This window comes from Nostoc sp. DSM 114161 (assembly GCF_052692665.1).
This window is the reverse complement of the sequence record NZ_CP195141.1, coordinates 6,864,602-6,878,738: the sequence shown is the minus strand read 5'-3', so window position 1 is coordinate 6,878,738 and position 14,137 is coordinate 6,864,602. Positions and strand designations below refer to the sequence as shown.

Genomic DNA, 14,137 nt, shown 5'->3' with positions numbered 1-14,137 from the left:
TTCTCCTAAATTAAATATATTTTGATGTTGCGTGCATCAACTAAATAAACAACTAAAACGAAGAATTAAAACAATTTAGAAACAAGCGGTTTTAATTTTTCTAATTGCTGACGCCGACCGTGTATAACCATCTTCACACCACTTGCAGGAGAACAAATCAAACCAGCAAATTTTGGACGTTCTGGACGCTTACTTGTTAACTCTAATTCATAGTTTGAGAGGATAGTTGCTAATATAAGTTTCATTTCAAATATGGCAAAATTTGCACCAATACAGACGCGAGAACCGCCGCCAAATGGCAATAATTCGTAAGGAGAAAATTGTTTTTCTAAAAAGCGTTCTGGTTTAAACTCTTTGGGATTTGGATATAAATCTTCGCGCTGATGGGTCGAATAAATATTACCAATAAGTATCGTACCAGGATGTAGTTCGTAGCCCATAATCTCAACGGTCGATTCTACTAATCTAGGAAATGTAAATAATTGAGTTGGATAAATTCGCAGAATTTCATTACATACAGCACTTAAATATGGTAGTGTAACAATACTCATTGGATCTGGATTTTGACCAAGACTATCAAGTTCTTCGAGTAATTTCTCTCGAACATTTTTTAAGCTATGAATCCAATATAAAGCCCAACTAATAGCAGTTCCAGAAGCATCACCGGATGCAAATATAGGTGATATTAAAAGGTCGCGTACTTCTTCATTGGTTAATGATTCGCCTGTTTCATCACGAGCCAATAACAAATCGCTAAGTATATCGGTATGTGAAAAATCTGCTTGCTGGCGACGTTCTTCAACCTCAGTCAATAGTAATTGGAAAAGTTCTCGCCGCAGATGCAGGAAATATCCTTGTGGACTCCATCTACCTAAATCTATTTCTCCAAAAAAATTGCTAATAATTTTAAGTATAGGAGATTGGCGATCGCGTTTAAGTAAAGATGCAAATAAATCTTTAATTTTGTTGTAACGTACTCCTTCATTCAAACCGATTACACGCTCTATACCCACTTTAAAAGTAATATCTTCAATGACTGGGTATGCAACAAAAGGCTTGCCAAGTAGTTGTTTACTCATCATCTTTTCTGTGAGTTCGCAGATACCTTGTCCACAGGCTTGCATCCGCGCTCCATGAAAAGCTTGCATTAAAAGTTTACGCCGATTTTTGTGAATTAAACCATCGAGTTGTAGAACTCCTTGATTTCCTGTGATAAAGGCAAATTCTTCGTTTAATGCACCCCTGGCGATAATTTCTTTAGTATTTGTGAAAATTTCTTTTATGCCTAAAGGATTACTAATATAAACAATTGGTGTAGCACCAGACATGATAGTGACGATATCACCATAACGCTTGTAAATAGCATCCAAATAGCTAAAAGGATTAGACTCAAATTGTAGACCTAACAGCCAAAATGGTGTTTTCGGCCCTGGGGGTAGTTTCATCATTTTCTTTTACTCCCATTATTTAGATTGCACTCAGCATTATCAATACAAACTCTCAAAGTTTTAGCTAATTCTTGAATATGAGGTTCTACGAAAATTGAGAAATGATCCCCAGGAACTTCGAGAAGTTTAATAGGTTGGCTAGAACATTTCCCCCAACCTAGTAAGGGATCGTCAGTATGAAATTCCGCACTTTCAAAATCATGAATAATCTCTTCTTTAGCTCGAAATAAAGTCATCGAATGAGGATAAACGACTGGCACATAATCTCGCATTGCTTGGACATGAGCTTTGAAGAGTTTGTAATAACGGATAAAATCTTTAATCTCTGTCTCAGTAAAGATCAAGTTTGCTTTTTGATTAATTAAATTAAGTTGTTCGTTGACCGATAAATCTCGCAGTTCTTCAAAAGAAACTAAAAAATCTATATTACTATCAGTTTTGATAGATTCAGCCATGCGGAGTAAGAACTTGGCATCATCATCTTTTGTAGGTTCAATGCGTGTTTCTGAAAGTATGGCATCAATTACAACTAACAAATCTACTCTTTCACCCTGTCTTTGTAATTGCTGTGCCATTTCAAAAGCAAGTACGCCACCGTAACAATGACCTCCTAAAAGATAAGGGCCATTTGGCTGTATTTTACGAATTTCTTGCAGGTAGTAACATGCAGTTTCTTCTACTGAAATAATTTCAGGTTCCTCTGTATCGGGGTTATGTTCTAAAGCGTAAAATGGATAATCTTCACCAAGCCTTCGAGATAAATTGATATAGTGATTAATGCCCCCGCCAGCACCATGTATACAAAAGAAAGGTAGCTTGGAATCAAAAGAGTTAATTGCTACCACAGGAGAATTAGAACTCTCGCGGAATGGCTGACTAACAATTGCGGCTAATTTTTCAATTGTGGGGTTTTCAAATAGAGTAGAGAGGGTCAGGTTATGGCCAAATCTGTCTTGAATTTGAGCTATTAAGCGTACAGCTAAAAATGAGTGTCCGCCCAAGTTAAAGAAGTTATCTGTTACCCCGATAGAACTAGTGTTTAGGAGATTTTCCCAAAGTTTTACTAATGATAACTCTGTAAAATTCCGGGGAGTAATTAAAGTTTTAGTAGTATTTGCTCTGGTAACTTCATCTGTAGGAAGAGAACGCTTATCTACTTTACCGTTAGGTGTAAGTGGTAGTGTATCTAAGACCACAAAGGCAGAGGGGAGCATATAATTAGGCAATTTTTGTTGCAAATATGGCAACAATTGTGTGGTTATATCCTGTTTGTCTGTGACAATATATGCAATTAAACGTTGATTTTCTTCAGCATCATTAACCGCAATTACAACAGAATCTTGCACGTCTGCATGTTGTGTAATAACACTAGCGATTTCACCTAATTCTACTCGAAAGCCTCTGATTTTTACTTGTTCGTCATGACGGCCCAAGTATTCGAGATTACCATCAGAAAGGTAACGCACTAAATCGCCTGTTTTGTAAAGCTTTGTTCCCGGAATAAATGGATTATCAATAAATCTTTTTTCGGTTAATTCCTGACGATGTAAATATCCCCTCGCTAAACCATCACCACCAATATAAAGTTCGCCCACAACTCCTGAAGGTGTTGGTTGTAAATTGCGATTTAACACATAAGCTTGAGTATTATCGATAGGACGGCCGATAGGGACGGTGTTTGCTTGGTCTTGTAACAAACTGGTGTCGTAGTAAGTGGCATTAGCAGAAACTTCCGACGAACCGTAAAGGTTGATTAGTTTTGCAAATGGCATGACTTCTCGGAAAGTTTTAACTAAGTTAATAGATAGTGCTTCGCCGCTAGTTATCCAGAGTTTTAGCTGTGATAATTTCTTAATTAAATGATGATAATTATCTAAAAGTAAACGTAATAATGAAGGTACAACTATAATCCGAGTAACTTGGTGATGCGCTAAAGTTTCTATAAATAACTGCGGGTCTAGTAGAGTTGCATTGCTGATGATTACTGTAGGAATTCCCTGAAGTAAAGGAGCAAAAATTTCCCAAAGAGAATCTACAAAACTAATAGCTGTTTTCTGACAACAAACTTCTTCTGGAGTGAAGGGATAATTTTTCCATAGCCAGTGTAAGCCATTTACTGTTCCGCGATGAGTGCCAAGAACACCTTTTGGCTTTCCAGTTGAGCCAGAAGTATAGATGATATAGGCGAGATTATCGGGTTTGGAAATGTTAATGGGGTTTTCTGGACTTTGTTGAGCAATTTCATCTTTGTGGATATCGAGACAAATATTTTTAGGGGAAAATAATGATAGTTTTTCTAATATTTCTTGATTGCTAATTAATATCGATGTTTGCGAATCCGAGAGCATAAAATTTAAACGCTCAACTGGATAACTTGGATCTAGAGGAATGTATGCGCCGCCAGCTTTGAGAATAGCTAAAATTCCTACTACCATGTCTATTGAGCGTTCTAGACATATAGCAACTAAGGTTTCTTTGGTTACACCCTGCTTTTGTAAATAATTTGCCAGTTGATTAACTTTATAGTTAAGTTGGTGATAAGTTAGTTGTTCAGACTGATGAATTAAAGCTATAGAATTAGGTGTTAGTTCAACTTGTTGTTCAAATAGTTGATTGAGAGATAAATTTTTATATTCTACACTGGTTTGATTAAAGTTAAATAATAATTGCTCTAGTTCAGTATTCGTTAGTAACGATAACTCACAGATACGCTGCTCTGGATTCCCAACGATGTTTTCTAATAAAGTTTGGTAATTATTTATAAATTGATTAATCGTTGTTGCATTAAAAATATCTGTATTGTATTCCAAATAACCTGTTAATCCCTCTTGGAATTCAAACATCGACAGGAAAATATCTAGTTGAGATGTACCGCTATCAAAGTCTAAAGTACGTAAAGTTAATCCAGATACTTCTTGCACGTTTGTTGGAGTATTTTGCAGAACGAACATGACTTCATAAAGTGGATTTCGGCTTAAGTTGCGTTCGGGTTGCAATTCTTCTACAAGCATCTCAAAAGGCAAGTCTTGATGTGCGTAAGCATCGAGAGTTACCTGACGGACTTGGTGTAGAAATTCGTGGAAGGTGGGATTGCCACTGAGGTTATTACGCAATACTAAAGTATTAACAAATAAACCCAACATTCCTTCTAATTCAGCTCGGTTGCGGTTAGCAATTGGAGAGCCAATTAAGATATCTTCTTGGTCTGTGTAGCGATATAACAATATATTAAAAGCTGCCAGCAAGGTCATAAATAATGTGGCATCTTCTCGCTGGCTTAATTGTTTGAGGGCATTAGTTAAGGTTGTAGAGAATGTGAAATATTGCTTGGCACCTGCAAAAGTTGTGACGCTAGGTCGCGGGCGGTCTGTGGGTAGTTGGAGTAGAGGAAGTTCGCCGCTTAGTTGTTGCTTCCAGTATTTTAACTTGCTTGCGAGGAATTCTCCTTGAATGCGATCGCGTTGCCAAATTGCGAAATCTGCATACTGAATTGGCAGTTCGGGTAAGGGAGAAGGTTGATTTGTGGAGAAAGCTGGATATAGCGTTGACAATTCGCGCAAAAATACGCCGCAAGACCATCCATCGGTGATAATGTGATGCATGGTCACAAGCAAAACGTGTTCTTGTTCGTTTAAGCGTAATAAAGTTGCTCTGACTAAAAGTCCTTTAGCTAAATTAAAGGGTTTTGTTGCTTCTTTGGCTACAATTTGTTTAACCTCGGATTCCCAATCCCGATCTGATAAATATTCTAGATTAATAATGGGTAAATCCCAAGTTAAATCAAGTGCTATTTCTTGCATTGGTTGTCCATTTACAAGTCTAAATGTTGTGCGCCAAATTTCGTGACGTTTGAGGATTTCATTTAGGCTTTGGTGAAGTGCAGTAATATTTAATTGTCCTTTGATATGAAAAGCGATGGGAATATTGTAGAAGGAACTACCGTGGTAAAGTTGGTCAATAAACCATAGTCTTTGTTGGGAGAAGGATAAGGGGATGTTGTAAGAGATTTGGCGTTTGGGAATAGTTTCAGCTTGAAATTTACCTCGTTTCCATTTTTCTAAGAGGGCTTTTTTGGCTGGGGATAAATTAGTATTATTATTCATTGATAGTATTTAATGAGAGGTTAAAGATATTTTGCACGCAGAGACGTGGAGGCGCAGAGAGGAGGGAGAGGAAAGATTTTCTTTCCCCACTCCCTACTCCCTACTCCCCACTCCCTGCATTCAGAGACGCTTTTTGACAAACAAAGCAAGCTATGTCTTCGGTTTCTCCAAAGTCTCTGGTGTTATAGTAATTAAATTGTGTGAAGCCAGCATCTTTTAAAGCTGATTCAACTTCTACTAAAAAGTGGTCTTTTCTTAACCAAACGGTGTCTGAACGCTGCCAGTTTTTATCTATTAGTTCAAATCCTGTGACTTTAATTTCCCAAAGTCTGTCTTCGGGTTTGTAGTAGAATAATTCTATTAAGGAACTGCGATCGCTGATATTAACAATATTAAAATTGTTGTTCTGAGCAGCTTCATGTAGCCAGTCTGTTATGGGGATATTGAACACAAATACACCGCCATCCTTAAGTGCGGTATATACGTTTTTGAATGCTGCTTTCAAATCTTCTTTGTTATGAATGAAATGAAAAACATCATTGGCTAAAGCAGCATCAAAGATGGGTGGTAAATCAAACTGACGTATATCACTAAGGATAAATTCACTTTCAGGCGCGTTTTTTCTAGCGTGGTTTAGCATACCTTCAGAAGCATCTATTCCAGTAACTTTATATCCTCTGATGTTAAGCTGTTGCGCTAAATATCCCGAACCGCAACCAAGTTCAAGAATATGGCTTTCTGGAAAAAGTTGTGATAACAATACTTGGTCTAAAGCAGGTAATATACCTTGTACTAAAACTTCAGGTGTATTCTTGAATTCGTTCTGTAAACTAGCGATGGTGTCATAGTTGGGAAGAGCATTTAGTAAAGACATAGACTATTTTTCCTGTTATTGGCTAAAGTTTTGAATGAAATACTTTATTAGTTACTTAAAAAAGCTTCTACTTCTTCTTCGGATAAATCTTCTATTTTTTCTAATAGAAGTTGCTCTATCATTTCTGCTTGTTTAACTGGTATCATGGCTTGCGATAAAAGGTCGCGTAGTGCTAAATCTATAGGAAATTTGGCTCGCAATCTAGAAACCAATTGAGTAGCAATGAGAGAGTCTCCTCCTAATTCATAAAAGTTGTCATAAATACCAACTTCTGTAATTCCAAGTACTTCTTGCCAGATTTCCGTAATTTGTTTATCTAACTCATTTGTCGGGGCAATATATGAATTACTCAATTGCGGTCTAGAATAGCGTGGGGATGAATCTAATTGATTAGCTGATTTTGAGTTTGCTAAATAATCAAGATTCAATACATAATTTTGTCTACCTTCATTGTCTACTGTAGAAATAAAAATTTGAGTTGGTTGTTCTAGAGATAATATTTTTTTAAATGCTTCTATAGCTTCTGTTGGAGTAATGCTTAATTCTACGTTGCCTACTTGTTCTAAGCTTTTTGGCTCTGGAATTAAATCTAATGGTGGTAATTTAGTATTTAAAGAAGTCGATGAAGATTTAGGATCGAGCCAGTATCTTTGGCGTTCAAAAGGATAGGTAGGTAAAGGTAAACGATGACGCTGTTCGTGGGTATAAAATCCCGACCAATCTATATTTACACCAAAAAGCCATAACTTACCTAATGTTTCTAGCAAAAAGCTGACATCGGATTTTTGCTCTTGCACGTGAGGTAAAGAAGTCAGGACATTTTGTTTAGCATTGATATCTAAATGTTGCTTGGTTAATGTGCTTAAAGTTCGCCCCGGCCCGACTTCTAAAAAAACACCTTCAAACTCCGTTAAGAGTTGAGAAATCCCATCAGAAAAGTTTACACTTTGTCGTAAATGCTGGCTCCAATAATTAGGATTTGTAGCTTGTGCGTCTGTAATCCAATTACCAGTTACGTTGGAAATAAAGGGTATGCGTGGTGGATTGAGTTTAATTCTTTGGAACGATCGCCCAAATTCCTCTAAGATTGGCGACATCATTTGAGAATGGAATGCATGGGATGTATGCAACAAACGACATTCAATTCCTTGAGAGGATAATTGCTTTTCTAGTCTGGCGATCGCTTCTTTTGTTCCAGAGACTACGCATGAAGTTGGGCTGTTAATTGCAGCGATTTCTACAGAGTTGGAAATTAGCGATCGCACTTCTTTTTCACCAAGCCTAATTGCTAACATATTCCCTGGCGGTAACTGTTGCATCAACTGTCCCCTTTTGGCCACAATCAATAGGGCATCTTCAAGGGAAAATACTCTTGCGATCGCAGCTGCAACATATTCCCCAATGCTGTGACCAATCATCGCCGCAGGTAACACACCCCATGACATCAATAACTTAGCCAAGGCGTATTCAATTACAAATAATGCTGGCTGAGTGAAGGCTGTTTGTTGTAGTTTTTCGTTAGCTATGGTAATTTCTTCTGATTTTGGAAAAAGTAGATCGCGGATATCAAGACCGAGGTGAGGTTGCAAAATCTCCGCGCAAGTATCGACCTGCTTGCGAAATGTTGCTTCGACTTCGTAGAGTTCCCGACCCATGTTTAGATATTGCGATCCTTGCCCAGAAAACATGAAAATGACAGGCTGTTCTCTATACTCTTGATATACAGTAAAAGTTCGTTCTTGCTGCTGTGTTTCTAATGCAGTGACAGCATCTCGAACATTTTGGCATACCAATATCCGGCGATGGTTAAAAGCTCTACGCCCAACTTGTAAAGTATGAGCAACATTAGCTAAGTTTACTTCTGGATTTTCTTTAAAATACCCTAATAAATTTTCAGTTGCACTTTCTAAAGCTGTGCTAGTTTTTGCTGACAATAATATTAATTGCCAAGGTCTAGATTTATTAGAATATGTAACTTCCGGTGCTTCTTCCAGAATTACATGGGCATTGGTTCCACCAAATCCTAAGGAACTAATTCCTGCTCTGCGAGGAGTATTATTAGTTTTCCAATCAGTCAGTTGAGTATTAACATAAAAAGGACTATTTTCAAAATCAATTTCCGGATTGGGAACTTCAAAATTGATGCTAGGAGGTAGTTTTTTATATTTTAATGCTTGTACCGTTTTGATTAGACTTGCTATGCCAGCAGCTATATCTAAATGTCCGATATTTGGTTTGACTGAACCGATAGCGCAGAAGCCTTTTCTTGGTGTAAAAGCACGAAAAGCTTTAGTCAACGCTGCAATTTCTACTGGATCTCCGGCAGCGGTTCCAGTTCCATGAGTTTCTATATAAGAAATATCATCAGCATCTATTCCAGCATTTGCTAAAGCTTCTACAATAACTTCAGCCTGACCATTTACACTAGGCGCGGTATAGCTAACTTTTAAAGAGCCATCATTATTAATTGCTGAACCTTTAACAACTGCATGAATATAATCTCTATCTGCTATGGCATCTTGCAATCTTTTTAATACAACTATTCCCAATCCACTGCCAAAAATAGTACCCTGTGCTTTAGCATCAAAGGCTCGACAATGACCATCGGGAGATAAAATTCCATCCTGTTCGTAGTAATAACCAGACTTTTGTGGAACGATAATTGTAACTCCACCAGCTAATGCAATATCGCACTCTTCATCAAGTAAACTTTTGCAAGCTAAGTGTAAGGCAACTAATGAAGTAGAACAGTAAGTTTGAACTCCTATACTTGGGCCTTTTAAATTTAATTTATATGAAACATTTGTGGTCAAAAAATCTTTATTAAAAGTATAGTTATTAGAAATAACCCTGGAATTAACGTTATTATATATATTATTAAAAAAGTAAGTATTTGTGCTGACGCCACCATAAACCCCAATCAAACCATTGTATGTTTCTGGGTCATATCCAGCATTCTCAAGAGCTTCCCAAGCACATTCTATGAATAGACGATGTTGTGGGTCAATTAGTTCTGCTTCTTTTGGACTGTAGCCAAAGAATCTAGCATCAAAATGTTCGATATCTGGTAATAAAGACGCAGCTTTAACATAATTTGGGTCGTTTAAAACTTCCGCTTCTAAATTTAAATCTGCTAATTCATCATTCGAGAAAAATGAAATAGACTCAACTTTATTTTGGATATTTTGCCAAAATTCCTCGATATTTTTCGCACCAGGGAAACGACCAGACATTCCCACTATTGCTATATCTAGATTTACTGTTGATTCTTCCATGACTTTATTATCTTCAATTTTGAATTTTGAATTTTGAATTTTGAATTGTTAACTGTCTTCTCCTTTGTCCTCTACTTAGCCTTTGTTCAAAACTACTTTTATCGGATTCTTCAGCAGGACTAAAAATATTTGCCATAGAGCTTATATTTGGACATTCATACAGCTTGGCAACAGAAAGATTTGAATCAAATTGCTTATTTAGGATAGCGATAAGCTGAATACCTATAAGTGAATCACCGCCAAGCTCAAAGAAGTTATCATAAATTCCTATCCTTTCAATTCCAATAACTTCTTGCCAAATATCAACTAGCTTTTGCTCATCTTTACTGCGCGGTGCAACGTAATCATTACTTAGTTCGGGTCTGGGATATTTTAATTTGGATGAATTGACGGTTTCAAAAAAGTCTAGTTCTAGTGTTTTATTGTTAGAGTTGTAATGTTTGAAGACTTCCAATAAATCAGAGGTAGATATTACAACTTGAGGGATTGTATTTTCTAAAATCCGCTGAAATACATCTACACCTTCATGGGGTAATATACCTTGTTTAAGATTTTCTAGGCGTAATTCTTGGAGTCGTTCCGGCAATTGTGTGTTTACTGCCATTCCAACCTCTTGCCAAGTATCCCAATTAATGCTTGTAATAAATCGGTTTTGCTTTCCAGCATTACAGTGAGCGTAAGCATCTAAAAAAGCATTCGCGGCAGAATAATCTACTTGCCCAAATTCCGCTACAATTGAGCTATTTGATGAGACTAAAACAAAGAAATCTAATTCAATATTTTTAATGATTGTATCAATAACTATTGTTCCTTTTACCTTGGGAGCCAGAATTTTTTCTGCTTCTTCTGGAGTTTTTCGTTGAATTGCGCCGCCTCCAGGAATCCCGGCAGCGTGAATAACGCCATTGAGTTGACCGAATTGTTGTTGAGCTTGAGCGATCGCACTTTGCATTTGTTCTATATTACTGACATCAGCAGCGATCGCCAACACTTCTGCACCCAAGTTTTCAAGTTCTTGAATTTTGCGAATCTTACAGCTATTACTATCAGTTTCATCGTGACTAGATAGCCATTGAAACCACTTATTTTTGTTGGGTAAAGCAGAACGTCCTACTAATAATAATTTTGCTTGTACAGTTCGAGCTAAATATTCTGCTAAAACAAGTCCAATACCTCCGAGTCCACCTGTAATTAAATAGACTCCTTTTTCTCGTAGTCGCGGTTTTTCAGTTTTAGTTTTCTCAAAACGCACTGGCTCAAAACTCTGCACCCAACGATTCAAACCTCGATAAGCAATTAACTTTTCCGCTTTATCAACTGTCAGTTCTGCCAGTAAATTTTCTATTAGTTTTTCTTCTTGCCAACTGCCATCCTGAGGAAGGATAACATCAATACTACGACAATTAATATTTGCATATTCTTGAGAAATAACTTTAACTGGGCCGAGCAAAGTTGCTTTTTCCGGGGAAAGTACTTCAGTTTCCGTTACTGGCTGTAGGTTGTTAGAAATAACTGTGATTTCAAAATCATTAGTAGTTTCGCGTTTTCCTAAAGCTTGGGCAATAAATAATAAACTATAAAATCCATGATTTTGGGCTAATTCTAATTCTAGAATATCTAATTCTCGGTCATCTATGGCTGTAACATTCCATAAATGAAGTATTTTTTTCGGCAACTTATTTTGTTTCAATAATTCTTCAAATAAAACATCATAATCGTGATGGCTTTTTGGATTGATAGTATATTCAGACTTGTCAAGTAGGGTATAGCTGTCACCTACTTTGACTTGAACTACATCTAGGTTTTGTTTTTCTAGTTGTTTTACTAAATTGATACCGAAGCCGCATTCATTGAGAAATACCAAAATGCAAGATTTTTCAGCTACTAATTCTTGGCTATTGAGTTTGGCTGGAGGTAAAGAAGGCTTCCAATAAGGAATATAAAACCAGTCAGCTATATCGGGTTGTTTAACGAGTGAAACCGAACTATGATTATTATCTTGCCCTGGCTTTTTCGCCTCAATCCAATACCTTTGTCTTTCAAAAGGATAGGTAGGTAAAGGTAAACGATGACGCCTTTCTTCGCTATAAAATTCTGACCAATCTATATTGACACCAAAAAGCCATAACTGCCCCAATGTCTGCAACAAAAAACTGACAGCTGATTGTTGGTTTTGAGGTAAACAAGCTAGTAAATGTTGTTTGGTATTAATATTTAAATGTTCTTTAATTAATCTGCTTAAGTTTTGTCCAGTCCCTACATTTAGAAAAATACCTTCAAACTGCTCTAATAGTTGAGATATATTATCGGATAATTTAACATTATGTTGTAAATTTTGATTCCAATAGTTGGGATTTGTGGCTTGTGCATCTGTAATCCAACTACCAGTTAAACTGGAAATAAAAGGAATGCGTGGCGGGTTGAGTTTAACTTTTTTTCCCTTGTTTGTTAGAATTGCTAGGGCATCTTCTAAAGAAAATACACCTGCGATCGCAGCTGCAACATATTCACCAATACCCTCACCAATCATTGCTTCTGGTAGCACGCCCCATGACATCAATAACTGAGCCAGGGCATATTCAATTACAAATAATGCTACGTCGTTAAGGTTAGCGGCGGCAATTTTATCTGAGCTTGAAAAGAGGAAATCGCGAATATCAAAACCGATGTGAGATTGCAAAATTTCGGCACAATCATCTACATGCTTGCGATATGTTGCTTCAACTTCGTATAATTCGTTGGTAATGTTGAATTTTTTCAATTCTTGCCCAGAAAAGATAAATATAACAGGGCAACGAGTTGGCTGAAAATGGTAGTCAAAAACACGTTCTCGGTCGTGATTTTGAAGTAATTTTACAGCCTCATTCAAGTCTTGGCAAACTACCATACGCCGATGCTCAAAAGCTCGACGGCCTACTTTTAGAGTGTAAGCTACATCAGCAAGATTTAAGTCTGGATGCTTTTGCAGATGATTAGCGAGGTTTTCTGTAGCAGTTTCTAGTGCTCTATTCGTCTTAGCTGAAAGTACTAGCAATTGATACTTTCTCCCCTGCTCCCCTGCTCCTCGGTCACTGAGCGTAGCCGAAGTGCTGCTCCCCTGCTGCGTTGGAGCTTCTTCTAATATTACATGGGCATTAGTTCCACCAACGCCAAAAGAACTTATACCTGCTCTACGAGGTAAACCGTTAGTTTTCCACTTTGATAATTTGGTATTTACATAGAAAGGACTGTTAGCAAAATCTATTTCTGGATTTGCTTTTTCAAAATGTAAGCTAGGTGGTATTTCTTGATGTTTTAATGCCAGAACTGTTTTAATTAAACCTGTCACACCTGCTGCTGTATCCAAATGTCCAATATTAGTTTTTACTGAACCGATAGCGCAAAAACCTTTCCGATTTGTGCTAGTACGAAAAGCTTGTGTGAGAGCCTTGATTTCAATGGGATCTCCTAAGGGTGTGGCAGTTCCATGAGCTTCAATATAAGAAATAGTATCGGCTTCAACACCAGCTAAAGCGAGTGCTTCTGCAATTACTTCTCTTTGACCATTAACACTAGGTGCTGTAAAACCAACTTTTAAAGAGCCGTCATTATTGATAGCGGAACCTTTAATTACAGCATGAATAAAATCTCCATCAGCAATAGCATCCTCCAGTCTTTTTAACACAACAATTCCCAAACCATCGCCAAACACTGTTCCTTTAGCATTAGCATCAAAAGTCCGGCAATGTCCGTCAGGAGAATGAAGAACTCCCTCTTGATAGTGATACCCAGATTTTTGAGGTAACTTGGCTATGGAAACACCACCAGCCAAAGCAAGATCGCTTTCTCCATTGAGCAAACTTTGACAAGCTAAATGTACAGTTATTAATGATGTAGAGCAGTTATTCTGAATATTAATACTCGGACCAGTAAGATTTAATTTATAAGAAGTTTGCGTACTTAAATTATCTTTTTCATTACCAATAAAAATATTTAAAGCATCTACCGATTCTATTAATTCTTTATTAGAAACTAAATTTGTAAATAAATAGCTACTATTAGTGACACCAGCAAAAACCCCAATTTTCCCTTTATAAGATTCAGAATCATAGCCCGCAGATTCTAAAGCTTGCCAGGCAGACTCTAAAAATATCCGATGCTGGGGATCTGTAATTTCAGCTTCTCTGGGAGTATATCCAAAAAAAGCAGCATCAAATAACTCGATACCTTCTATTATGCTGCCTGCTTTTACATAATTTTGGTCATTGAGCAAACTTGGCTCCACGCCAGCAGCTAGCAATTCCTCATCTGTAAAACGCGAAATTGATTCTACTCCATCTCGCAAATTTTCCCAAAACTGATCGACATTATTTGCCCCTGGAAACCTACCATTTATCCCAATAATAGCTATCTCATCTCTATCATCAAAATTGCCAAATTCTTGAGAGTTATTCATCT

The 14,137-nt window shown here is 37.1% G+C and carries 5 protein-coding genes; all 5 read right to left on the bottom strand.

Annotated elements, in window-relative coordinates:
* Positions 1-65: 65 nt before the first annotated feature.
* Positions 66-1,445 carry a cytochrome P450 gene (locus tag NSTC745_RS28745; RefSeq protein ID WP_445638711.1) on the bottom strand — a complete coding sequence of 460 codons (1,380 nt, stop codon included), beginning with the start codon at positions 1,443-1,445 and terminating at the stop codon, positions 66-68.
* Positions 1,445-5,551: an amino acid adenylation domain-containing protein gene (locus NSTC745_RS28740; RefSeq protein WP_445634041.1), complete on the bottom strand. Its 4,107-nt coding sequence runs from the start codon at positions 5,549-5,551 to the stop codon at positions 1,445-1,447. Before NSTC745_RS28740 ends, NSTC745_RS28745 begins: the two co-directional genes overlap by 1 nt.
* 100 nt (positions 5,552-5,651) lie before the next feature.
* Complete coding sequence (locus NSTC745_RS28735; RefSeq protein WP_445634040.1) at positions 5,652-6,425, bottom strand: class I SAM-dependent DNA methyltransferase; 774 nt, start codon at positions 6,423-6,425, stop codon at positions 5,652-5,654.
* A gap of 47 nt (positions 6,426-6,472) precedes the next feature.
* Positions 6,473-9,700 (bottom strand): beta-ketoacyl synthase N-terminal-like domain-containing protein, encoded by a 3,228-nt coding sequence (locus NSTC745_RS28730; RefSeq protein ID WP_445634039.1) that lies wholly within the window; start codon positions 9,698-9,700, stop codon positions 6,473-6,475.
* Positions 9,701-9,713: 13 nt separating this feature from the next.
* Positions 9,714-14,135 (bottom strand): SDR family NAD(P)-dependent oxidoreductase, encoded by a 4,422-nt coding sequence (locus NSTC745_RS28725; RefSeq protein WP_445634038.1) that lies wholly within the window; start codon positions 14,133-14,135, stop codon positions 9,714-9,716.
* Positions 14,136-14,137: the final 2 nt, after the last annotated feature.

What these genes read in the sequence shown, in the direction of transcription:
- NSTC745_RS28745 (WP_445638711.1), bottom strand. Translation starts at nt 1,445, where the DNA reads ATGAAACTACCCCCAGGGCCGAAAACACCATTTTGGCTGTTAGGTCTA.
- NSTC745_RS28740 (WP_445634041.1), bottom strand. Translation starts at nt 5,551, where the DNA reads ATGAATAATAATACTAATTTATCCCCAGCCAAAAAAGCCCTCTTAGAA.
- NSTC745_RS28735 (WP_445634040.1), bottom strand. Translation starts at nt 6,425, where the DNA reads ATGTCTTTACTAAATGCTCTTCCCAACTATGACACCATCGCTAGTTTA.
- NSTC745_RS28730 (WP_445634039.1), bottom strand. Translation starts at nt 9,700, where the DNA reads ATGGAAGAATCAACAGTAAATCTAGATATAGCAATAGTGGGAATGTCT.
- NSTC745_RS28725 (WP_445634038.1), bottom strand. Translation starts at nt 14,135, where the DNA reads ATGAATAACTCTCAAGAATTTGGCAATTTTGATGATAGAGATGAGATA.